Here is a 21,920-nt window from a genome sequence, read left to right as displayed (position 1 = left end):
CCGCTCAGTGGGACCGCCGTCCCACACCATGCACCCGGACGTTCCCGCGGGTGGCGTCCTCCCTAGGCTGTCGAGCCGTGACAGCCACCGTGCGGGGGACCGCGCCCGTCGTCCTGATCGCCGAAGAGCTCGCCCCGAGCGTCCTGGAGGTGCTCGGGACCGACGTCGAGATCCGCCACGTCGACGGCGCCGACCGGTCGGCGCTGCTGCCCGCGCTGGCCGACGCCGCCGCGGTGATGATCCGCAGCGCCACCCAGATCGACGCCGAGGCCCTCGCCGCGGCGCCGAACCTCAAGGTCGTGGCGCGCGCCGGCATCGGCCTGGACAACGTCGACGTCCCCGCGGCCACCGAGCGCGGCGTGATGGTCGTCAACGCGCCGACCTCGAACATCGTCAGCGCCGCGGAGCACGCCGTCGCCCTCCTGCTGGCCGCCGCGCGCCAGATCCCCGCCGCGGACGCGACGCTGCGCGAGGGCCAGTGGAAGCGCTCGAAGTTCATGGGCGTCGAGGTCACCGACAAGACCGTCGGCGTCGTCGGCCTCGGCCGCATCGGCGTGCTGTTCGCCCAGCGGCTGGCCGCCTTCGGCGTCGAGCTCATCGCCTACGACCCCTACATCCAGCCCGGCCGGGCCGCCCAGCTCGGCGTCCGGCTGGTCTCTCTGGAGGAGCTGCTCCGCGAGGCGGACTTCATCTCCATCCACCTGCCCAAGACCCCCGAGACCCTCGGGCTCATCGGCGCCGAGCAGCTGGCGCTGACCAAGAAGGGCGTCATCATCGTCAACGCCGCCCGCGGTGGGCTGGTCGACGAGGCGGCGCTGGCCGACGCGCTGCGCTCGGGCCAGGTCGGTGCTGCGGGACTGGACGTCTACGCCACCGAGCCGTGCACCGACAGCCCGCTGTTCGGGCTGCCGAACACCGTCGTCACCCCGCACCTGGGCGCCTCGACCACCGAGGCGCAGGACAAGGCCGGCACCGCCGTCGCCCGCTCGGTGCGCCTGGCGCTGCAGGGCGAGTTCGTCCCCGACGCGGTCAACGTCCAGGCCGGCGGTGTCGTCGCCGAGGACGTGCGCCCGGGCCTGCCGCTGGCCGAGAAGCTCGGCCGGGCGTTCACCGCCGTCGCCGGCGGGCTGGCCCAGTCGCTGACCGTCGAGGTGCGCGGCAAGCTCGCCGAGTTCGACGACTCGGTGCTGCAGCTGGCGGTGCTCAAGGGCGTCTTCTCCGACGTCGTCGAGGAGCAGGTCACCTACGTCAACGCACCGTTGTTCGCCGAGCAGCGCGGGCTGGAGGTCGGCCTGACCAGCGACCTGGAGAGCCCCACCTTCCGCAACCTGGTGACCGTGCGCGGCGCCATGGCCGACGGCCGCCAGGTCTCGGTCTCCGGCACGCTCTACGGCAAGAACCAGGTCGCCCGGCTGACCGAGGTCGCCGGCTTCGAGATCGACCTGGCCGCCGACGGCCGGCTGCTGTTCTTCACCTACGAGGACCGGCCCGGCGTCGTCGGCGCCGTCGGTGCGGCGCTCGGGGAGGCCGGCATCAACATCGCCGGCGCCCAGGTCAGCCGCACGACCGAGGGTGGCGAGGCGCTCATGGCCGTCACCGTCGACAGCCCGGTCAGCCCCGAGCTGCTCGAGTCCATCGCGGGCCGCATCGGCGCCCGCGAGGCCCGCGCCGCCGACCTCGACACCCTCTGAGACCAGGAGTTCCCCCATGCGCTTGGCAGTGATCGCTGGCGACGGCATCGGCCCGGAGGTCGTCGCGGAGGGCCTCAAGGTCCTCTCCGAGGTGGCCCCCGACCTCGAGACCACCCCCTACGACCTGGGTGCGGCCCGCTGGCAGCGGACCGGTGAGCTGCTGCCCGACACCGTGCTCGACGAGCTGCGCCAGCACGACGCGATCCTGCTCGGCGCCATCGGCGACCCGAGCGTGCCGCCGGGCATCCTCGAGCGCGGGCTGCTGCTGCGGCTGCGCTTCGAGCTCGACCACCACGTGAACCTGCGCCCGGCCAAGCTGTTCGACGGCGTCCGCGGATCCGCTGGCGGCCGACGGCCCGATCGACATGCTGTGCGTGCGCGAGGGCACCGAGGGGCCCTACGTCGGCAACGGCGGCGTGCTGCGCAAGGACACCCCGCACGAGATCGCCACCGAGGTCAGCCTCAACACGGCGTTCGGCGTCGAGCGCGTCGTCCGCTACGCCTTCGAGCGGGCCGTCACCCGCCCGCGCAAGCACCTGACGCTGATCCACAAGACCAACGTGCTCACCCACGCCGGCGGGCTGTGGTCGCGCGTCGTCGAGGAGGTCTCCGCGGAGTTCCCCGACGTCCAGGTCGCCTACCAGCACGTCGACGCCGCCTCGATGTTCTTCATCACCGACCCGGGCCGCTACGACGTCATCGTCACCGACAACCTGTTCGGCGACATCGTCACCGACATCGCCGCCGCGGTGACCGGCGGCATCGGGCTGGCCGCCAGCGGCAACCTGGACGCCTCGGGCACCAACCCGAGCATGTTCGAGCCGGTGCACGGTTCCGCGCCGGACATCGCCGGCCAGGGCATCGCCGACCCGACCGCCACCGTGCTGTCGGTGGGGCTGCTGCTCGAGCACCTCGGGCGCGCCGAGCAGGCCAAGAAGGTCAACGCCGCGGTCGCTTTCGACCTGTCCACCCGCGACCCGCAGCAGCAGATCCGCACCCAGCAGGTCGGCGACCGGCTGGCCGCGCTCGCCAGCGGCTGACGCCCCCTCGACAGGGTGCGCGGATGACGCCTTCCGCACCGCGGGACGCGTCATCCGCGCACCACGTCGGCCGGCCGGACGGGGCCGCCGGCGGCGCGTGATTTACTCGTCGCGATGCACACCACCGCCTCGATCATCATCGTGTAGCGCGCAGTCCCCTCCTCGACTGCGCGCAGACCTCCCGTACCCGGGGGGTCTTTTTCGTGTTCGGGCCGGCCGCACCCTCTCCGGGAGAGATCCGTGACCACCAGCGACACCGACTTCCACGTCTTCGACACGACGCTGCGCGACGGCGCCCAGCGCGAGGGCGTCAGCTACTCCGTGGCCGACAAGCTCGCCGTCGCCCGGCTGCTGGACGAGATCGGCGTCGGCTTCATCGAGGGCGGCTGGCCCGGTGCGCTGCCCAAGGACACCGAGTTCTTCGCCCGCGCCCGCACCGAGCTCAAGCTGCGGCACGCCCAGCTGGTCGCCTTCGGCGCCACCCGCAAGGCCGGGGTCCGGGTCGAGGACGACCTGCAGGTCCGCGCGCTCCTGGACGCCGGGACGCCGGTGGTGTGCCTGGTCGCGAAGTCCGACGTCCGGCACGTGCGCGAGGCGCTGCGGACGACGCTGGAGGAAAACCTGGCGATGGTGGCCGACACCGTCGCCTTCCTCGTCTCCCACGGTCGGCGGGTGTTCGTCGACTGCGAGCACTTCTTCGACGGCCACGCCGCCGACCCCGAGTACGGGGTCGCGGTGCTGCGGGCGGCGTTCGACGCCGGCGCGGAGGTCGGCGTCCTGTGCGACACCAACGGCGGGATGCTGCCCTCGGGCGTGGGCCGGGTCGTGGCCGACGTGCGGGCCCGGGTGAGCGGCCGGCTGGGCATCCACTGCCAGGACGACACCGGCTGCGCGGTCGCCAACTCGCTGGCCGCCGTCGAGGCCGGCGTCACCCACGTGCAGGGCACCGCCAACGGCTACGGCGAGCGGGCCGGCAACGCGGACACCTTCGCGCTCATCGGCAACCTGGTCACCAAGATGGGGCTGCCGGTGGTGCCCGCCGAGTGCCTGCCCGAGCTGCAGCGGGTCAGCCACGCCATCGCGGAGCTGGCCAACATCGCCCCCGACGACCACCAGCCGTTCGTCGGCGCCTCGGCGTTCGCGCACAAGGCCGGGCTGCACGCCAGCGCGATCAAGGTCAGCCCGGAGCTCTACAACCACCTCGACCCCGCCGTCGTCGGCAACGACATGCGCATCCTGGTCACCGAGATGGCCGGCCGGGCGTCGGTGGAGCTCAAGGGTCGCGAGCTCGGCGTCGACCTCAGCGGGCACGCCGACGCGATCGGCCGCGTCGTGGACCGGGTCAAGGTCCTGGAGGCCGACGGCTGGTCGTTCGAGGCGGCCGACGCCTCCTTCGAGCTGCTGCTGCGCGACCAGCTGCCCGACGCCCCCGCGCCCCTGTTCGAGCTGGAGAGCTACAAGACCTCGGTCGAGCACTGGGGCAACGGCGTCGTCGTCAGCGAGGCCACCGTCAAGGTGCACGTCGACGGGGAGCGGATCATCAGCACCGCCGAGGGCAACGGCCCGGTGAACGCGCTGGACAACGCGCTGCGCCAGGCGCTGGTCAACCGGTACCCGCAGCTCGCCGACGTCGCCCTGGCCGACTACAAGGTCCGCATCCTCGGCTGGCGCGGCGGCACGAGCGCGACCACGCGGGTGCTCATCGACACCACCGACGGCGTGGGGGAGTGGACCACCGTCGGCGTCCACGCCAACATCGTCGAGGCCTCGTGGCACGCGCTGGTCGACGCCATGACCTACGCCGTGCTGCGCCGGCCGGCCGCCGGCTGAGCGCTCAGCGCGGCTGGATCTCGCCCATCGGGCCCCAGCCGGAGACGTCGGGGGCGTCGACGTAGATGATCTGCGGCTGCGCGGCGACCAGGTCCGGCGCGCCCTCGACGAACCGCTTGAAGTTGTCCGTGCCGACGTGCGCGGCCCCGGCGTCGCCGTCCCGGAAGCCCTCCACGCAGACGAAGGTGTTCGGGTCCTCGAGGCTGCGGGACCACTCGAAGAACAGCGAGCCCTCCTCGGCGTTCACCCCCCGCGCGTAGTCGGCGGCGAGCGCCGCCCACTCGTCGGCGCGCTCGGGGCGGACGGGGAACTTCACGACGATGAGGATCACGCGCCCATCGTCGTCCTCAGGACCGGGCCGCGGCCACCCGCCCCCGCCCCGCGAGGATCAGGTGACCTGATCGTGCAGCGTCCTCCCTCACCGTGGGAGCTGAGGGAGGACGCTCGATGATCAGGTTCCCTGATCCCGAGCGGTGCTCACAGCGGGTCGAGGCGGCGCTCCAACAGGCAGAACTCGTTGCCCTCGGGGTCGGCGAGGACGTGCCAGTTCTCCCCGCCGGTCTGGCCGACGTCGGCGCGCACCGCACCCAGGTCCAGCAGCCGCTGCAGCTCGGCCGCCTGGTCGCGGTCGGTGGGGCTGACGTCGATGTGCAGCCGCCGCCTGCCCGGGGTCGGGTCGGCCACCGGACCGAACACCAGCGTGGGCGCGGCACCCCCGAAACCCTCCGCGGGGCCGATCTCCACGCTGCCGTCGTCCTCCCGGCCCAGCACCCGGTAGTCCAGCACCGCCGCCCAGAAGGCGGCCAGGGCCTCGGGGTCGCGGCTGTTGACGACGAGCTCGGAGAAGCGGCAGGCCATGGGCGCCCGGTAGCCGGGACCGGGCGCGGCTAACCTCGCGCTGTGCGCATCGTCCGTTTCGCCTCGCCCCAGGGCATGTCCTTCGGTGTCCTCGACGGGGACGGCCAGGTGGCCCAGATCGAGGGCCACCCCTTCGGCCAGATCTCCTTCACCGGCGCCCGCTACGCGCAGGCCGACATCCGGCTCCTGTCGCCGATCCTGCCGAGCAAGGTGGTGGGCGTCGGCAAGAACTACGCCGATCACATCGCGGAGATGAAGGGGCTGACCGGCGACGCCCCGAAGGAGCCGCTGATCTTCCTCAAGCCCTCCACCTCGGTCATCGGCCCCGGCGATGCCATCCGCATCCCGGCGGGCAGCACCAACGTCCACCACGAGGTCGAGCTGGGCGTCGTCATCGGCGCCCGCGGTGCCCGCAACATCTCGCCCGAGCAGGTCGGCGCCAGCATCTTCGGCTACACGATCGGCAACGACGTCAGCGAGCGGGACATGCAGCAGAGCGACGGGCAGTGGACCCGCGCCAAGGGCTTCGACTCGTTCTGCCCGCTCGGCCCGTGGATCGAGACCGACCTCCCGGGCGTCGGGCTGGACCCCGCCGACCTCCGGGTCACCTGCACCGTGGACGGCGAGCCCCGCCAGGACGGCCGCACCAGCGCGCTGATCTTCGACGTCCCGACGCTCATCTCCTACATCTCGAAGGTGATGACGCTGCTGCCCGGCGACGTCGTCCTCACCGGCACCCCGGCCGGCGTCGGCCCCATCCGGGCCGGCCAGCGGGTCGAGTGCACGATCGAGGGGCTGGGCACCCTGGCCAACTCGGTCGCCGACGCCGACGCCGTCTCCACCGCGGGCGGTGCCCGGTGACCGTCCCCGGCCCGGTCCGCACCCGGTTCTGCCCGTCGCCCACCGGCATGGTGCACGTCGGCCTGATGCGGACGGCGCTGTTCAACTGGGCGCACGCCCGCCACACCGGCGGCACCTTCGTCTTCCGCATCGAGGACACCGACGCCGCGCGCGACTCCGAGGAGTCCTACCGGCACCTGCTCGACTGCCTGCGCTGGCTCGGCCTGGAGTGGGACGAGGGCCCCGAGGTCGGGGGCCCGTTCGGCCCCTACCGGCAGTCCGAGCGGCACGACGTCTACCGCGAGGTGGCCGCGAAGCTGCTGGAGTCCGGCCACGCCTACGAGTCCTTCTCGACCAACGAGGAGGTCGACGCCCGCCGCCGGGCCGCCGGCCAGGACCCCAAGCTCGGCTACGACAACCACGACCGGTTCCTCACCGACGCGCAGAAGGCCGCCTTCCGCGACGAGGGCCGCTCCCCGGTGCTCCGGCTCCGGATGCCCGACGAGGACCTGGTCTGGGACGACCTGGTGCGCGGCGAGGTGCGCTTCGCCGCGGGCTCGGTGCCCGACTTCGTGCTGGTGCGCGGCAACGGCGTCCCGCTGTACCCGTTCGTCAACCCGGTCGACGACGCCCTCATGCAGATCACCGACGTGCTGCGCGGCGAGGACCTGCTGCCCTCCACCCCGCGCCAGCTGGCGCTCTACGCGGCGCTCACCGACATCGGCGTCGCGCAGGGCACCCCGCGCTTCGGCCACCTCCCCTACGTGACCGGCGAGGGCAGCAAGAAGCTCTCGAAGCGCGACCCGCAGTCCAACCTCGACATCTACCGCGAGCGCGGCTTCCTGCCCGAGGGCTTCGCCAACTACCTGGCGCTGCTGGGCTGGTCGATCGCCGAGGACCGCGACATCTTCTCGATGGCCGAGCTGGTCGAGGCCTTCGACGTCACCCGGGTGAGCGCGAACCCGGCCCGCTTCGACCTCAAGAAGGCCGAGGCGATCAACGCCACCCACCTGCGCGCGCTCCCGGTCGAGGAGTTCACCGAGCGCGTGGTGCCCTACCTGGCCGGCGCCGGGCTGGTCGCCGAGCCGCCGACGGCGGAGCAGTCGCGGGTCCTCGCCGCCATCGCGCCGATGGCCCAGGAGCGGATGATCGTGCTCTCCGAGGCGGTGAACCTGCTGCGCTTCCTGTTCGTCGACGAGGTCGAGATCGACCCCGCGGCGGCCGAGAAGCAGCTCTCCGGCGAGGGCGCGGTCGCGGTCCTGGACGCAGCGACGACGGCGATGCGCGAGCTGCCCGAGTGGAGCACCGCCGCCATCGAGGAGGCGCTCAAGGCCGCGCTCGTCGAGGGGCTCGGCCTCAAGCCGCGCCAGGCGTTCGGCCCGGTGCGCGTCGCCGTCAGCGGTCGCACCGTCTCACCGCCGCTGTACGAGTCGATGGAGCTGCTCGGCCGCGAGCGCACGCTGGCCCGGCTGGCCGCCGCGCGCACCGTCGCCGGCGGATGACCGCCGGGGCGGCCGGGGACCTGGCGCCGGAGGAGCGGGAGCGGGCACCGGAGCCGTACGCCGGTCCGCCGCCCATGCGGCGGCCGACGCCGGAGCAGCTCCGGCCGGCGCCGCAGCAGGAACCGGACGACGACGTCGCCGTGCCCGAACCGGTCCGCCCGCTGCCCTACCTGCTGGCCATGCGGTCGGCTCCGTGGGCGTGGTGGCGGCCGGTCGCGGGGCTGGCCGTCGTCGCCTTCCTGCTCGGCATCGCGCTGGTCCTGACCGGGATCGCCGACGTGCTCACCGGCACCGGCGCGGACCTGGGCCCGGCGCCGCTGACCTGGCGCGGGCTGCTGGTCACCGGCCTGCTCCTGGCCACCGCCGTCCCCGCGGTGCTGCTCGCCTGGCCGCTCGCGCACGACGTGGGGCCGGGTCGTGGCCTGTCCGTGGCGCGGCGCTTCCGGTGGGGGCTGCTGCGCCGCGCAGCCCTGCTGGCCCTGGGCACGGCGGGCGCCGGCGTGACGCTGGCCACCGCGGGCGCGGTCCTGCTGGCCGACCGGGAGGCACCGGGGCCGGTCGCCGACCTGCCGTGGGTGCTCGTCGCCGGGCTGCTCACCGTGCCGCTGCGCGCCGCGGGGGAGGAGTTCCTGCTGCGCGGCTACCTGAGCCAGGCCGTGGCCGGCTGGATCGGCCGCCCGCGGGCCGGGGCGGTGACAGCCGCCGTCGTCAGCGCCGCGCTCGGTGCGCTGCTGCACGGTGCCGACGACGCGCCCGCGTTCCTCGGGTGGACCGCCCTGGGGCTGGCCGCCTCGGCCGCCGTGGCGCTGACCGGGGGTCTGGAGGCCGCCGTCGCCCTGCACGCGGTGGTCGCGCTGGTCGTGTTCCTGCTCACCGCCGGCCTCGGGGACGGCGTCGTGCCGGGGCTGTCCGCCGGCCCTGGGACGGCGTTCGCGCTGGTCGGAGCCGGAGGATTGGCCGCCTTCGCAGCGCTGGTCGCCCGCCGGGGCGCGCGGACCTAGAGGGGGGTGCTCCGGGCGCTCCGGGCATCGGGTAGTGTTCTCCCCGGCGCCGTGAGAACGGCCCATGGGGTATGGGGTAATTGGCAGCCCGACGGTTTCTGGTTCCGTTAGTCTAGGTTCGAGTCCTGGTACCCCAGCGAGGGAGCGAGAGCTCCTCTCGCTGCAGCACGACCGCAGCACTGCACGGCCCCGTCGTCTAGCGGCCCAGGACGCCGCCCTCTCACGGCGGTAGCGAGGGTTCGAATCCCTTCGGGGCTACGCACACGAGCAGCCCCCGACCGGCAACGGTCGGGGGCTCTCGGCGTTCACGGGCCCCCGTGCGAGCCCCCCGGAGGGCCGTGGCAAGATGTCCGGTGTCCGGCCCCGTCGTCTAGCGGCCTAGGACGCCGCCCTCTCACGGCGGTAGCGAGGGTTCGAATCCCTTCGGGGCTACAACGCGCGAGAGCCCCCGACCCACGGGTCGGGGGCTCTCGGCGTTCAGGGGGCGGCCTCAGCCCAGCGTCAGCGTCGTCTCCAGCGGCAGGTCGACCGCGCTCGTGCCGATCCGCAGCCGGAAGCCGCCCGGCTCGTACTGCCAGCCGTCGGACCAGTGCGCCAGCAGCCGGGTCGCGACGGCGACCTCGACCCGCGCGGTCGCCCCCGCGGGCACCCGCACCGGGGCCGAGCCGACCAGCCAGCGCACCGGACGGTCCACGGCCGAGCCGGCCCGCTCCGCGTAGACCTGCACCACCTGCTTGCCGTCGCGGTCGCCGCGGTTGGCCACCTCCACCGGTCACCGGCACGACCTCGCCCCCGCGGGCGGCGTCCGGCGCCTCGACGCCGAGGAGGTCGATCCGCGTGTACCCCTGGCCGGCGCCGAACCAGTAGGCCGGGGCGGTCTCCTGCCGGAGCCAGGCGCGGTAGCCGATGTGGATGCCCTCGGCGTACTCCAGGGCCCCGTCGACCGGCGTGCAGGAGAGCACCGGGACGTCGGCCTCGGCCGCCGGCCAGGTGGTGGGCAGCCGCCCGCCGGGCTCGGTGGCACCCAGCAGGACGTCGGCGACGGCCGCGCCGAACTCCTGACCGCCGAACCAGCCCAGCAGCAGCCCGGCGACGTCGTCCCGCCACGGCAGCAGGACCGGGGCGCCGGAGTTGACCAGCACCACCGTGCGCGGGTTCGCCGCGGCGACGGCGCGCACGAGGTCGTCCTGCCGGCCGGGCAGGGCCAGCGTGGTCCGGTCGTAGCCCTCGGACTCCACGAGCGCGTTGGTGCCGACGACGACCAGCGCGACGTCGGCCTCCGCGGCGGTGCGGGCGGCCTCGGCGATCAGCGCGTCCGCGTCGACGTCGGCCGGCTCGGTGCCCAGGCGCAGCGACATGGCGCGCGCGTTGAAGCCGCGGCGCCGCCGCAGGTCGTAGACCAGCCGCAGGTCCACGGGCGTGCCGGCGACCACCTCGACCTGCACCGAGGCCGTCGGCGGGTTGGTGAACGCCGCACCGAGCGCCTCCGCGCTGGGCCGCAGCCGCTCGTCGATGAGCCGGTCGTCGTCGACGAAGAGCTGCGCGGTGCCGACCAGGGCCAGGCCGAGCCGCACCGGACCGCTCTCCGACGGCGTCCAGGTGGTGGTGAGCTCGAACTCGGCGGCGTCCTCGATGGGCACGTCGCTGCCGAAGTAGACGAGGTTGCTCGACCGGCGGTCCTCGGCGAGCAGCTCGCCGCCGTCCTCGGCGAGGAACCGCGCGTGCAGGCCGGGCTCGCCGGTGGCCGGGTTGGTCAGCTCGCGCAGCGGCAGCTCGACCACGCCGTCCTGGACGACCGCGCCGACCGCGTAGCGCACGTCGACGCCGGGCAGGGCGGCGCGCAGCCCCTCGAGCGGGGAGACCGTGTGCTCGGGGACGACGGTCGCGCTCCCGCCGCCCTGGGTGCGCGCGGCGGAGGCGTTGTTGCCGATCACCGCCACCGTGCGCAGCGCCGCGGCGGCCCACGGCAGCTCTCCGCGGTTCTCCAGCAGCACGATGCCCTCGGCGGCCGCCTCGCGGGCCAGCGCCCGGCCGTCCTCGACCAGCACCGGCTCGGCCGGTGCGGTGCCCTCCAGCGCCCCGACGCGCTCGGCGAGCCGCAGGATGCGCAGCACCTTGCGGTCGACGACGGCCTCGTCGATCTCCCCGGCGCGGACGGCGGCGACCAGCGCCTCGCCCCAGGGCCCCTGCGGGCCGGGCATGACCAGGTCCTGGGAGGCGCGGGCGCTCGCCAGGCTGCGGACGCCGGTCCAGTCGCTGACGACGACGCCGTCGAAGCCCCACTGGCTGTTGAGCGGGGTCTCCAGCAGCTCGTTCTCGCTGGCGGTGGCGCCGTTGATCGAGTTGTAGGAGCTCATGACCAGCCAGGCCCGCGCCTCGACGACGGCCTTCTCGAAGGCCAGCAGGTAGAGCTCGCGCAGCGGGCGCTCGTCGACCCGGACGTCCACGGTGAAGCGGTCGGTCTCGAAGTCGTTGGCGACGTAGTGCTTGGGGGTGGCGCCGACGCCGTTGTCCTGGACGCCGGACACGTAGGCCGCGGCCAGCTCGGCGGTGAGGACCGGGTCCTCGCTGAAGCACTCGAAGTGCCGGCCGCCCAGCGGCGAGCGGTGCAGGTTGATCGTCGGCCCGAGGACGACGTCGACACCCTTGCGGCGGGCCTCCACGGCCGCCGCGGCCCCGTACCGGCGGGCCAGCTCCGGGTCCCAGGAGGCGGCCAGCGCGGTCGCCGAGGGCAGGTTCAGCGAGGGGTCGCGCTCGTCCCACACCTCGCCGCGCACCCCCGAGGGACCGTCGGACACGAGGATGCGGCGCAGGCCGATCTCCTCGATCGGCCAGGTGGTCCAGAAGTCCCGCCCGGTGAGCAGCTGGACCTTCTGCTCGAGGGAGAGGGCGCCCAGCGCGTCGGAGAGCCGGGTGGCGGAGGTGGCGTCGGTCGTCATGGGCCCGTTCTCGTCCGGGGGCGGGGGAGTGCTGCGCCGCGGAACGTAGCGCGCCACCACCCGGGAGGGGGATCCCGACGTCTGGCGTGGCCGCTCCCGCCGGGCGGGGCTAGCGTCGGGCCGGGCCGCCCGCCGACGGGTGCGGGGCGGCCCGACCTGCGCGGGAGGCGCTGCCACGGTGATCCGGACGAGCCGCTCCCTGGCCGACGGCCGGGAGATCCTCTACTTCGACGAGGACGCGCACCCGGGCACCCACGACGCCCCCGACACCCGCGACCTGCCGCCCGTGGCCACCCGCTCCCAGCTGCGCTGGGACGCCCTGCTCGGGGAGTGGGTGGTCGTCGCCGCCCACCGGCAGACCCGCACCTTCCTGCCCCCGGCCGACCAGTGCCCGCTGTGCCCCTCCCGGCCGGGCCGGCCCACCGAGATCCCCGACGACGACTACCAGGTGGTGGTGTTCGAGAACCGCTTCCCCTCGCTGGCGACCGGGGTGGCGACCGACCTGCCGCCGACCGTTGCGGGTGCCCCCCTCGCCGAGCTGCGGCCCGGGTTCGGCCGCTGCGAGGTCGTCGTCTTCACCAGCGACCACGACCGCGACTTCGCCGGGCTCGGCCGCGACCGGGCCCGGCTGGTCGTGGACGTGTGGGCGGAGCGGACGAAGGCGCTGTCCGGTCTCGCGGGGGTCGAGCAGGTCTTCGTCTTCGAGAACTCCGGCGAGGAGATCGGGGTGACGCTGTCGCACCCGCACGGGCAGATCTACGCCTACCCGTTCGTCCCGCCGCGGGTCGAGAAGGTGCTCGGCTCGGTGCGCCGGCACCGCGAGCGGACCGGCGGCGACCTGTTCGCCGAGGTGGTGGCGGCCGAGCGCTCCGGGCCCCGGGTGGTGGCCGCCAACGAGCACTGGACCGCCTTCGTCCCGGCCGCGGCGCGCTGGCCCTACGAGGTCCAGCTGTTCCCGACCCGCCGGGTGCCCGACCTGCCGGCGCTGACCGGCGAGGAGCGCGACGCCCTCGTCGCCGTGTACCTCGACGTGCTGGGCCGCTTCGCGCACCGCTTCGACACCCCGATGCCCTACATCGCCGCCTGGAACCAGGCCCCGCGCCCGGCCCGCGACGAGTGGTGGCTGCACCTCCAGCTGTTCTCGCTGCGCCGCGCGCCCGGCAAGCTCAAGTACCTGGCCGGCTCGGAGTCGGGGATGGGCGCGTTCATCACCGACACCGACCCGGAGGACGTCGCCGAGCAGCTGCGGGCCGTGACGTGGTGACCCGGGACGACGAGGCGGCGGCGCGCGCGGCGGACGCCTTCGCGGAGCGGTTCGGCCGGGCTCCCGAGGGCGTCTGGGCGGCGCCGGGCCGGGTCAACGTCATCGGCGAGCACACCGACTACAACGGCGGCTTCGTGCTGCCGGTCGCGCTGCCGCACACCACCCGGGCCGCGGTCGCCCGCCGGGACGACGGCCGGCTGGTCCTGCGGTCGCTGCAGCACCCCGGCGACGACGCCGACCTCGCCCTCGCCGACCTCGCGCCGGGCAGCCCCGCCGGCTGGGCGGGGTACGCGGCCGGGGTCGTCGCGGAGCTGGCCGGTGCGGCGCCCGGCGGGCTGAGCGTGCTCATCGACGGCGACGTCCCGGCGGGCGCGGGGCTGTCGTCGTCGGCGGCGCTGGAGTGCGCCGTCGCCCTGGCGCTGCGCGACCTGCTGGCGCTCGGGCTGAGCCGCGCGGAGCTGGTCGACGTGGCCCGCCGGGCGGAGAACGACTTCGTCGGCGCGCCCACCGGCATCCTCGACCAGTCCGCCTCCCTGCTCTGCGAGGCCGGCGCGGCGCTGTTCCTCGACACCCGCGACCGCGGCACCGAGCAGGTGCCCTTCGACCTGGCCGCCGCCGGCCTGGCGCTGCTCGTCCTCGACTCCGGCACCACCCACGACCACGCCGAGGGCGGCTACCGCGACCGGCGCCGGGAGTGCGAGGAGGCGGCGGCGCGGCTCGGCGTCCCGCTGCTGCGCGACGTCCCGGACGTCGCCGCGCTGGAGCGGCTCGCCGACGGGACCGCCGAGGGGGCGCTGCTGCACCGCCGCGCCCGGCACGTGGTCACCGAGGACGCCCGGGTGCTGCGCGTCGTCGAGGTGCTGCGGGCGGGGGAGGACCCGCGCGCCGTCGGCCCGCTGCTCACCGAGGGCCACGCGTCGCTGCGCGACGACTTCGAGGTCTCGGTCCCCGAGATCGACGCCTGCGTCGAGGCGGTGCTCGACGCCGGCGCCCACGGCGCCCGCATGGTCGGCGGCGGGTTCGGCGGGAGCGTCGTCGCCCTCGTCGAGGCCGATGCGGTCGACGCCCGTGACCGCCGCCGTGGCCGCCCGCTCCACCCGCACCTCCGCCGTCGTGCCCTCCGCGGGCGCGCGCCGGCTGGCCTGACCCGCTCCCGAGAAGGAACCCGATGGACGACACCCTGCAGCTCGACGCGAACGTCGTGGACTACGCGCTCGTCGCCGCGTACTTCGCCGTGGTGCTGGGCATCGGCTTCGCCGCCCGGCGGCGGGTCTCCGACAGCCTCGACTTCTTCCTGTCCGGGCGCTCGCTGCCGGCCTGGGTGACCGGGCTGGCGTTCGTCTCCGCCAACCTCGGCGCGGTCGAGATCGTCGGCATGTCGGCCAACGGCGCCCAGTTCGGCATGGCCACGATGCACTACTTCTGGATCGGCGCCGTGCCCGCGATGCTGTTCCTGGGCGTGGTGATGATGCCCTTCTACTACGGGTCGAAGGTCCGCAGCGTCCCCGAGTACATGCGCCGCCGGTTCGGCACCGGGGCGCACCTGGTCAACGCGCTGAGCTTCGCCGTCGCCCAGGTGCTCATCGCCGGCATCAACCTCTACCTGCTGGCGCACATCGTCGAGCTGCTGCTGGGCTGGCCGCTCTGGGTCTCGCTGATCGTCGCCGCGGTCGTCGTCCTCAGCTACATCACCCTCGGCGGGCTGTCGGCGGCCATCTACAACGAGGTCCTGCAGTTCTTCGTCATCGTCGCCGCGCTGCTGCCGCTGACCCTCCTCGGCCTGCACCGCGCCGGCGGCGTCGGCGGGCTGATCGACTCGGTCCGGGAGGCCGGGAACGAGGAGATGCTGGCCTCGTGGCCGGCCACCGAGCTCACCGGCTTCGAGAGCCCCTTCTGGTCGGTCGTCGGCGTCGTGCTCGGCCTGGGGTTCGTGCTCTCCTTCGGCTACTGGACGACGAACTTCGTCGAGGTGCAGCGGGCGATGGCCACGCACTCGATCTCCGCCGCGCGGGCGACGCCGATCATCGGCTCGTTCCCGAAGATGTTCGTGCCGTTCATCGTGGTCATCCCCGGGATCATCGCCACGGTCCTCGTGCCGGAGGTCGCCGCGGCCAAGGCCACCGGTGACGAGGACTTCGACTACAACAACTCGATCCTGTACCTGATCAGCGACGTCCTGCCCAACGGGCTGCTCGGCGTCGCGCTGGCCGGCCTGCTGGCCGCCTTCATGGCCGGCATGGCGGCCAACATCTCCGCCTTCAACACCGTCTTCAGCTACGACCTGTGGCAGCAGTACGTGAAGAAGGACCGGCCCGACGACTACTACCTGCGGGTGGGCCGGTGGGCGACGCTGGGCGCCACCGTCACCGCGATCGGGACGGCGCTGATCGCCTCGGGCTACACGAACCTGATGGACTACCTGCAGACGCTGTTCGGGTTCTTCAACGCCCCGCTGTTCGCGACCTTCATCCTCGGCATGTTCTGGAAGCGGATGACGCCGACGGCGGGCTGGACCGGCCTGGTGTCCGGAACGCTGGCCGCCGTCGGCGTGGCGCTGCTCAGCGATGACTCGCTCGGGGCGCTCTCGCTCGGCGTGCTCCCGCTGAGCGGCCAGGGCGCCAGCTTCGTGGCCGCCGGCGCGGCGTTCGTCGTCGACATCGTGGTGAGCGTGGTCGTCACCCGGGTCACCGAGCCCAAGCCCGCGCGCGAGCTGGTCGGGCTGGTCTACTCCGAGACCCCGGAGGAGCAGCGCACCGACCCGGAGGCGGGCGCGCTGCCGTGGTACCGGTCGCCGACGACGCTGGCCGGCATCTCGCTGGTCATGGTCATCGCCCTGAACGTCATCTTCCGCTGAGAGCCAGGAGCGCGATCCGATGAGCAGTGAGAAGCAGGCGGCCGGGGCCTTCGACGTCCGGAACGTCATCGCCGCCCTGATCGGGTTCTACGGCGTCGTCCTGGTCGTCGTCGGGCTCGTCGACGACGACGAGGCGGCGCTGGAGAAGACCGACGGGTTCAACGCCAACCTCTGGGTGGGCCTCGGCCTGGCCGCCTTCGCGCTGGCCTTCGCGCTGTGGGCCCGCCTGCGGCCGGTCGTCGTCGACTCGCCGGAGACCGGCGACGCCCCGGCCGGCGACCGGGAGCCCTCCTAGCGGGCGGCGCGGGCGATCGCGGTCGCGGCGTCCAGCACCGCGCCGACCACCTCGGGGGCGGGCCGGCGGCCCAGCCGCTCGACCGGCCCGGAGATCGAGACCGCGCCGAGCACCGCGCCGGAGCCGTCGCGCACCGGCGCCGACAGGGAGGCGACGCCGGGCTCGCGCTCGGCGATGCTGTGCGCCCAGCCGCGGCGGCGGACGTCGAGCAGCGTGCGGGCGGTGAAGCTGGCCGAGGGGAGCAGCCGGGTCACCTCGTCGGCCGGGGTGAAGGCGAGCAGCGCGTGCGCCGCGGAACCGGCGGTCATCGGCAGCCGCGCGCCGACGGGGACGGTGTCGCGCAGGCCGCTGGTGCGCTCGGCGGCGGCGACGCAGACCCGGCTGGCGCCGTCGCGGACGTAGAACTGGGCGCTCTCGCCGGTCGCGTCGCGCAGGGTCACCAGGTGCCGGCCGGCGACGTCGCCCAGGTCGGCGGAGCCGCGGCCCAGCTCGGCGAGCGCCGGGCCGGGGGCCCAGGTGCCCGCGTCGGTGCGCGAGACCAGGCGGTGGCCCTCCAGCGCGACCGCCAGCCGGTGCGCCGTGGCGCGGGGCAGACCGGTGCGCGCGACGAGCTCGGCGAGCGTCGCCGGTTCCTCGGCGACTGCGCGGAGGATCGCGACCGCTTTGTCCAGAACGGCGACGGGGTTAGGCTGTCCCACACAGCAATACTTGCATCTCATACAGTGAGACGCAAGCGCGACGAGCCGGGTGACCCCCGGGAAGAGGACGGACCGTGCCCAAGACCCTGGCCGAGAAGGTCTACGACGCCCACGTGGTGCGCAGCGCCGACGGAGAGCCCGACCTGCTCTACATCGACCTGCACCTCGTCCACGAGGTCACCAGCCCGCAGGCCTTCGACGGGCTCCGCGCCGCCGGCCGCACCGTGCGCCGTCCCGACCTCACGATGGCCACCGAGGACCACAACGTCCCGACGCTGGACATCCTGGCACCCATCGCCGACCCGGTCAGCCGGGCCCAGGTGGAGGCGCTGCGCCGGAACACCGCCGAGTTCGGCATCCGGCTGGCGCCCATGGGCGACCGCGACCAGGGCATCGTGCACGTCATCGGCCCGCAGCTGGGCCTCACCCAGCCGGGCATGACGATCGTCTGCGGCGACAGCCACACCTCCACGCACGGGGCCTTCGGCGCGCTGGCCTTCGGCATCGGCACCAGCGAGGTCGAGCACGTGCTGGCCACCCAGACGCTGCCGCAGTACAAGCCCAAGCAGATGGCGGTCACCGTCGACGGCGAGCTGCCCCCGGGCGTCTCGGCCAAGGACGTGATCCTCGCCGTCATCGCCCAGATCGGCACCGGCGGCGGGCAGGGCTACGTCATCGAGTACCGCGGCAGCGCCATCGAGAAGCTGTCGATGGAGGCCCGGATGACGATCTGCAACATGTCGATCGAGGCCGGCGCCAAGGCCGGGCTGATCGCGCCGGACCAGACCACCTTCGACTTCCTGCAGGGCCGGCCGCACGCCCCGCAGGGCGCCGAGTGGGACGCCGCCGTCGCCGAGTGGTCGACGCTGCGCACCGACGAGGGCGCGGTCTTCGACGCCGAGGTGGTCATCGACGCCTCCACCCTCACCCCCTTCGTCACCTGGGGCACCAACCCCGGCCAGGGCCTGCCGATCGACGCCCGCGTGCCCGACCCGGCCGAGTTCGCCGACGAGGGCGACCGCCGCGCCGCCGAGCAGGCGCTGGAGTACATGGGCCTGACCCCGGGCACGCCGCTGCGCGAGATCGAGGTGGACACCGTCTTCCTCGGCTCCTGCACCAACGGCCGGATCGAGGACCTGCGGGTCGCCGCCGAGCTGCTGCGCGGCAAGCGGATCGACCCCGGCACCCGGATGCTCGTCGTCCCCGGGTCGGTGGCGGTCAAGGCGCAGGCCGAGACCGAGGGTCTGGACCAGGTGTTCCTCGACGCCGGCGCCGAGTGGCGGGGTGCGGGGTGCTCGATGTGCCTGGGCATGAACCCCGACCAGCTCAAGCCCGGCGAGCGCTCGGCCTCCACCAGCAACCGCAACTTCCAGGGCCGTCAGGGCAAGGGCGGGCGCACCCACCTGGTCAGCCCCGCCGTCGCCGCCGCGACCGCGCTGACCGGCCGCCTGACCGCCCCCGCCGACCTGATCGGAGCCTGACCGCCATGGACGCCTTCACCACCCACACCGGCACCGCCGCGCCGCTGCGCCGCACCAACGTCGACACCGACCAGATCATCCCGGCCGAGTACCTGAAGCGGATCACCCGCACCGGCTTCGAGGACGGCCTGTTCGTCGCCTGGCGCACCAACGAGCCGGACTTCGTGCTCAACAAGCCCGAGTACGCGAACGCCTCGATCCTCGTGGCCGGCCCGGACTTCGGCACCGGCTCCTCCCGCGAGCACGCCAACTGGGCGCTGCTGGACGGCGGCTTCCGCGTGGTCATCAGCCCGCGGTTCGCCGACATCTTCCGCAACAACTCGACCAAGGCCGGGCTGCTCACCGTCGTCCTGCCCGAGGCCGACGTCGAGGCGCTCTGGGCCGCGATCGAGGCCGACCCGGCGCTGCCGGTGACCGTCGACCTGCAGGCCGAGCAGGTCACCTACGGCGAGACGGTCGTGCCGTTCCAGATCGACCCGTACACCCGCTGGCGGCTGCTCGAGGGGCTCGACGACGTCGGCCTGACCGAGCGCCACCTGGACGCGATCGAGGCCTTCGAGTCGTCCCGGCCGGCCTGGAAGCCGAAGGCGCTGCCCGCCGTCTGACCCGCCCCCCGAGGGCAGAAATGGCCATTTCTGCCCTCAGGGCCGGGCGTCGGGATCGGGGTCGAGGTCCCGGTAGTAGTCCGCGACCAGCGCGCCCGGCCGGCCGCCGAGGGCCCACACGCTGCCCTTGGCGGCCGGCGGGTGCAGGCCGGGCACGCCGTGGCCGTGCACGCCCAGCGCCCGCAGCACGGTCGGGATCGTCCCGCCCTGGCTGCAGACGACGGCGACACCGGGCGCGTCGAGCTCCCGCTGCAAGGACTCCAGGGCGATCTGCGGGTCGCCGCCGAACTCCGGCTCGCCGAACTCCCGGCGCCCGGTGACGGGGAGGTCCAGCCGTTCCGCCAGCGGGGTGACGGTCTGCCGGCAGCGCAGGGGCGCCGCCGCGCCGACCGACGTCGGCCCGAACAGCGGCAGCACCGCCGCCAGCCGCGCGGCCTGCTCCTCGCCCGCAGCCGTCAGCGGGCGCTGCTCGTCCGGGCCGTCCCAGTCGTCGCTGCTGCCGGCCTTGCCGTGCCGGACCAGCAGCACCGACACCTCCCGCGGGACGTCGGTGCGCGCCGCGTCCGCGATGACCTGCCCGTCGTGTGCGTAGCTGACCAGCTGCGCGGCGTCCGCGGGCGCGAGCCAGCGCAGGTCGTCGGCCTCGTCGTTGGCGGCGAAGCCGCCGCCGGTCCACCGCATGACCCAGTAGTCCACCCGCTTCGGTGCACCCTCGACCGCGTAGCGGGTGGTGAGGCTCCGGCGCCCGGGGACCGCGGTCAGCCCGGTCTCCTCGAGCACCTCGCGCACCGCCGCCTGCAGGGCGTGCTCGCCGGCGTCCACGTGGCCCTTGGGCAGCGACCAGTCGTCGTGCCGCGGCCGGTGGACGACGGCGACCTCGATGCCCTCGCCGTCCGCCGCCGGCCGCCAGACGACCCCGCCGGCCGCGGCGATCACCGGGCCCTCAACCGGCGAGCTCATGCATGCGCCCCATGAGCTCGGCCTGGTAGTCGCGGCCGTCGAGGTGCTCCCAGCTGCCGTCGCTGCGCAGCTCCCAGCACCGCACTCCCGGCGCCATGGCCGGGGCCAGCGTCTGCTCCAGCTGAGTGCGCAGCCGGTCGTCGCAGACCCGCAGCAGCACCTCGACGCGGCGGTCGAGGTTGCGGTGCATCAGGTCGGCGCTGCCGAGCCACCACTCCGTCTCGCCGCCGTTGACGAACGACATGACCCGGGAGTGCTCCAGGAAGCGGCCGACGATCGAGCGCACCCGGATCGTCTCCGACAGGCCCGGCACGCCGGGGCGCAGCGCGCAGATGCCGCGCACGAACAGCTCGACGGGGACGCCGGCCCGCGAGGCGGCGTACAGCGCGTCGATGATCTGCTCGTCGACGATCGAGTTCGCCTTGATCCGGATGCCGGCCGGCCGGCCCTCGCCGGCGTGCCGCACCTCGCGGCGGATCTTCTCGATCAGGCCGTTGCGGATGCCGTGCGGCGCGACCATCAGCGTGCGGTAGTTCGTCTGCCGCGAGTAGCCGGTGAGCACGTTGAACAGGTCGGTGAGGTCCGCGCCCACCCGCGGATCGGCGGTGAGGATGCCCAGGTCCTCGTACAGCCGCGCCGTCTTCGGGTTGTAGTTGCCCGTGCCGATGTGGCAGTAGCGCCGGATCAGGCCCTGCTCGCGGCGCACGACCAGGGCGGTCTTGCAGTGCGTCTTGAGCCCGACCAGCCCGTAGACGACGTGGCAGCCCGCGCGCTCCAGCGAGCGGGCCCAGCTGATGTTGGCCTCCTCGTCGAAGCGGGCCTTGATCTCCACCAGGACGACGACCTGCTTGCCGGCCTCGGCGGCCTCGATGAGGGCGTTGACGATGGGGGAGTCGCCCGAGGTCCGGTACAGCGTCTGCTTGATCGCCAGCACGTCCGGATCGGCGGCGGCCTGCTCGATGAAGCGCTGCACGCTGGTCGCGAACGAGTGGTACGGGTGGTGGACCAGCACGTCTCCCTCGCGCAGCGTCGCGAACACGCTCTTGGGCGTCTCGCCCTCGCTCAGCCGCGGGTGGGTGGCCGGCACGAACGGCTCGTCCTTGAGCTCGGGGCGGTCCAGGTCGTAGAGGGCCATGAGCGAGGCCAGGTCCAGCAGCCCCGGCACGTGGACGACGTCGGCCGGCGAGACCTCGAGCTCGGAGACGAGCACCTCGAGGATCCGCGGGTCCATCGGCTCGGCGACCTCCAGCCGCACGGCGGGGCCGAAGCGGCGCCGGGCCAGCTCCCGCTCGAGCGCCTGCAGCAGGTCCTCGTCGCGGTCCTCCTCCACCTCGACGTCGGCGTTGCGGGTGACGCGGAAGAAGTGGTGGTCGAGCACGTCCAGCCCCGGGAAGAGCTGGTTGAGGTGCGCGGCGATGAGGTCCTCCAGCGGCAGGAACACGGCAGTGCCGTCGCCGCCGCCCCCTGTGCCCACCGGCACGAACCGCGGCACGTTGTTGGGCACCTTGAGCCGGGCGAAGCGCGGGGCGCTGGTCTCCGGGTCGCGCACCGAGACGGCGAGGTTGAGCGAGAGCCCGCTGATGTAGGGGAAGGGGTGCGCCGGGTCCACCGCCAGCGGGGTGAGCACGGGGAAGACCTGGTCGCGGAAGTACTCGCGCAGCCGCAGCGCCGCCCCCTCCTCCAGCTGGTCCCAGCGGACGATGCGGATGCCGCACTCCTCCAGCTTGGGCAGCACGTCCCCGTTGAAGACGTCGGAGTGCCGCTGCACCAGCTCCTGGGTGCGGGCGGTGATCAGCTCCAGCTGCTCCCGGATGGTGAGCCCGTCGGGCGAGCGGACGGTCAGCCCGGTGCTCTGCCGCCGCTTGAGCCCGGCGATCCGGACCATGAAGAACTCGTCGAGGTTGCTGGCGAAGATGGCCAGGAACTTGACCCGCTCGAGCAGCGGCGCGGTGTCGTCCTCGGCCAGCTCCAGGACGCGCGCGTTGAAGTCCAGCCAGGAGAGCTCGCGGTTCAGGAACCGGTCCGCCGGCAGCGGGGCGTCGTCGTCGGTGGAGGGCACGTG

The 21,920-nt window shown here is 73.9% G+C and carries 17 protein-coding genes, 3 tRNA genes and 3 pseudogenes; 16 read left to right on the top strand and 7 right to left on the bottom strand.

Annotated elements, in window-relative coordinates:
• Positions 1 to 77 precede the first annotated feature (77 nt).
• From serA to cimA, 4 genes and pseudogenes are all read left to right on the top strand, one after another.
• Entirely contained in the window at positions 78 to 1,691 is a 1,614-nt protein-coding gene (gene serA / locus JKP75_RS14185; RefSeq protein ID WP_309229849.1) for a phosphoglycerate dehydrogenase, read from the top strand.
• A gap of 16 nt (positions 1,692 to 1,707) precedes the next feature.
• A pseudogene (locus JKP75_RS22970) lies at positions 1,708 to 1,959 on the top strand (isocitrate/isopropylmalate family dehydrogenase); the annotation flags it as partial.
• A 106-nt stretch (positions 1,960 to 2,065) separates the two neighbouring features.
• The gene (locus JKP75_RS14180) at positions 2,066 to 2,731 is read left to right on the top strand and encodes an isocitrate/isopropylmalate family dehydrogenase (protein WP_309229848.1); all 666 of its coding nucleotides are present in this window, start codon (positions 2,066 to 2,068) and stop codon (positions 2,729 to 2,731) included.
• Positions 2,732 to 2,971: 240 nt separating this feature from the next.
• Positions 2,972 to 4,561: a citramalate synthase gene (gene cimA / locus JKP75_RS14175; RefSeq protein WP_200490659.1), complete on the top strand. Its 1,590-nt coding sequence runs from the start codon at positions 2,972 to 2,974 to the stop codon at positions 4,559 to 4,561.
• A 4-nt stretch (positions 4,562 to 4,565) separates the two neighbouring features.
• On the opposite strand, the gene JKP75_RS14170 is transcribed toward cimA, so the two are convergent.
• Positions 4,566 to 4,892 (bottom strand): putative quinol monooxygenase, encoded by a 327-nt coding sequence (locus JKP75_RS14170; RefSeq protein ID WP_200490660.1) that lies wholly within the window; start codon positions 4,890 to 4,892, stop codon positions 4,566 to 4,568.
• Between the two features lie 146 nt (positions 4,893 to 5,038).
• A complete protein-coding gene (locus JKP75_RS14165; RefSeq protein WP_200490661.1) occupies positions 5,039 to 5,419 on the bottom strand; it encodes a VOC family protein in 381 nt (126 codons plus the stop codon).
• A 42-nt stretch (positions 5,420 to 5,461) separates the two neighbouring features.
• Here JKP75_RS14165 and JKP75_RS14160 point away from each other — a divergent pair, with 42 nt between their 5' ends.
• From JKP75_RS14160 to JKP75_RS14135, 6 genes are all read left to right on the top strand, one after another.
• Positions 5,462 to 6,280 carry a fumarylacetoacetate hydrolase family protein gene (locus tag JKP75_RS14160; protein WP_200490662.1) on the top strand — a complete coding sequence of 273 codons (819 nt, stop codon included), beginning with the start codon at positions 5,462 to 5,464 and terminating at the stop codon, positions 6,278 to 6,280.
• Positions 6,277 to 7,761 (top strand): glutamate--tRNA ligase, encoded by a 1,485-nt coding sequence (gene gltX, locus JKP75_RS14155; RefSeq protein ID WP_200490663.1) that lies wholly within the window; start codon positions 6,277 to 6,279, stop codon positions 7,759 to 7,761. Before JKP75_RS14160 ends, gltX begins: the two co-directional genes overlap by 4 nt.
• Positions 7,758 to 8,762, top strand: coding sequence for a type II CAAX prenyl endopeptidase Rce1 family protein (locus tag JKP75_RS14150; protein WP_200490664.1), 1,005 nt, complete (start codon positions 7,758 to 7,760; stop codon positions 8,760 to 8,762). The genes gltX and JKP75_RS14150 overlap by 4 nt, the downstream gene beginning before the upstream one ends.
• A 65-nt stretch (positions 8,763 to 8,827) precedes the next feature.
• Positions 8,828 to 8,899 (top strand) — tRNA-Gln (locus tag JKP75_RS14145).
• 48 nt (positions 8,900 to 8,947) lie between these two features.
• A tRNA-Glu gene (locus JKP75_RS14140) sits at positions 8,948 to 9,020 on the top strand.
• Positions 9,021 to 9,121: 101 nt separating this feature from the next.
• A tRNA-Glu gene (locus JKP75_RS14135) sits at positions 9,122 to 9,194 on the top strand.
• Between the two features lie 58 nt (positions 9,195 to 9,252).
• Here JKP75_RS14135 and JKP75_RS14130 read toward each other — a convergent pair.
• Both JKP75_RS14130 and JKP75_RS21560 read right to left on the bottom strand, forming a co-directional pair.
• Positions 9,253 to 9,531, bottom strand: coding sequence for a fibronectin type III-like domain-contianing protein (locus tag JKP75_RS14130; protein WP_200493180.1), 279 nt, complete (start codon positions 9,529 to 9,531; stop codon positions 9,253 to 9,255).
• 190 nt (positions 9,532 to 9,721) lie between these two features.
• A pseudogene (locus JKP75_RS21560) lies at positions 9,722 to 11,701 on the bottom strand (glycoside hydrolase family 3 C-terminal domain-containing protein); the annotation flags it as partial.
• A 178-nt stretch (positions 11,702 to 11,879) separates the two neighbouring features.
• Between JKP75_RS21560 and galT the strand changes: the two are divergent.
• The 4 genes and pseudogenes from galT (at position 11,880) to JKP75_RS14105 (ending at position 16,114) form a co-directional block, all read left to right on the top strand.
• A complete protein-coding gene (gene galT, locus JKP75_RS14115) occupies positions 11,880 to 12,965 on the top strand; it encodes a galactose-1-phosphate uridylyltransferase (protein WP_200490666.1) in 1,086 nt (361 codons plus the stop codon).
• A pseudogene (gene galK, locus JKP75_RS19825) lies at positions 12,959 to 14,023 on the top strand (galactokinase); the annotation flags it as partial. The gene galT and the pseudogene galK, both read left to right, overlap by 7 nt.
• 110 nt (positions 14,024 to 14,133) lie before the next feature.
• The gene (locus JKP75_RS21555; RefSeq protein ID WP_200493178.1) at positions 14,134 to 15,819 is read left to right on the top strand and encodes a sodium:solute symporter family protein; all 1,686 of its coding nucleotides are present in this window, start codon (positions 14,134 to 14,136) and stop codon (positions 15,817 to 15,819) included.
• 19 nt (positions 15,820 to 15,838) lie between these two features.
• Complete coding sequence (locus JKP75_RS14105) at positions 15,839 to 16,114, top strand: hypothetical protein (protein ID WP_200490668.1); 276 nt, start codon at positions 15,839 to 15,841, stop codon at positions 16,112 to 16,114.
• Here the strand turns inward: JKP75_RS14105 and JKP75_RS14100 are convergent.
• Positions 16,111 to 16,812 carry an IclR family transcriptional regulator gene (locus JKP75_RS14100; protein WP_200490669.1) on the bottom strand — a complete coding sequence of 234 codons (702 nt, stop codon included), beginning with the start codon at positions 16,810 to 16,812 and terminating at the stop codon, positions 16,111 to 16,113. The genes JKP75_RS14105 and JKP75_RS14100 overlap by 4 nt on opposite strands.
• A 74-nt stretch (positions 16,813 to 16,886) precedes the next feature.
• On the opposite strand from JKP75_RS14100, the gene leuC reads away from it, so the two are divergent.
• A complete protein-coding gene (gene leuC, locus JKP75_RS14095) occupies positions 16,887 to 18,293 on the top strand; it encodes a 3-isopropylmalate dehydratase large subunit (RefSeq protein ID WP_200490670.1) in 1,407 nt (468 codons plus the stop codon).
• A 5-nt stretch (positions 18,294 to 18,298) separates the two neighbouring features.
• Entirely contained in the window at positions 18,299 to 18,898 is a 600-nt protein-coding gene (leuD, locus tag JKP75_RS14090) for a 3-isopropylmalate dehydratase small subunit (protein ID WP_200490671.1), read from the top strand.
• A gap of 36 nt (positions 18,899 to 18,934) precedes the next feature.
• Here the strand turns inward: leuD and JKP75_RS14085 are convergent, their stop codons facing one another.
• Positions 18,935 to 19,858: a bifunctional NUDIX hydrolase/histidine phosphatase family protein gene (locus JKP75_RS14085; RefSeq protein ID WP_200490672.1), complete on the bottom strand. Its 924-nt coding sequence runs from the start codon at positions 19,856 to 19,858 to the stop codon at positions 18,935 to 18,937.
• Complete coding sequence (locus JKP75_RS14080; protein WP_309229846.1) at positions 19,842 to 21,917, bottom strand: RNA degradosome polyphosphate kinase; 2,076 nt, start codon at positions 21,915 to 21,917, stop codon at positions 19,842 to 19,844. The genes JKP75_RS14085 and JKP75_RS14080 overlap by 17 nt, the downstream gene beginning before the upstream one ends.
• Positions 21,918 to 21,920 lie beyond the last annotated feature (3 nt).

The sequence above is a fragment of the Blastococcus sp. TML/M2B genome, assembly GCF_016612865.1.
Lineage (GTDB): Bacteria > Actinomycetota > Actinomycetes > Mycobacteriales > Geodermatophilaceae > Blastococcus.
Note: the sequence above shows the minus strand (reverse complement) of the source record. Positions and strands in the feature narration are given on the sequence as shown.

Excerpts from the sequence above, each read along its gene's own strand:
- JKP75_RS21555 (WP_200493178.1), top strand. The coding sequence starts at position 14,134 with ATGGACGACACCCTGCAGCTCGACGCGAACGTCGTGGACTACGCGCTC.
- JKP75_RS14150 (WP_200490664.1), top strand. The coding sequence starts at position 7,758 with ATGACCGCCGGGGCGGCCGGGGACCTGGCGCCGGAGGAGCGGGAGCGG.
- JKP75_RS14085 (WP_200490672.1), bottom strand. The coding sequence starts at position 19,858 with ATGAGCTCGCCGGTTGAGGGCCCGGTGATCGCCGCGGCCGGCGGGGTC.
- JKP75_RS14105 (WP_200490668.1), top strand. The coding sequence starts at position 15,839 with ATGAGCAGTGAGAAGCAGGCGGCCGGGGCCTTCGACGTCCGGAACGTC.
- JKP75_RS14165 (WP_200490661.1), bottom strand. The coding sequence starts at position 5,419 with ATGGCCTGCCGCTTCTCCGAGCTCGTCGTCAACAGCCGCGACCCCGAG.
- leuD (WP_200490671.1), top strand. The coding sequence starts at position 18,299 with ATGGACGCCTTCACCACCCACACCGGCACCGCCGCGCCGCTGCGCCGC.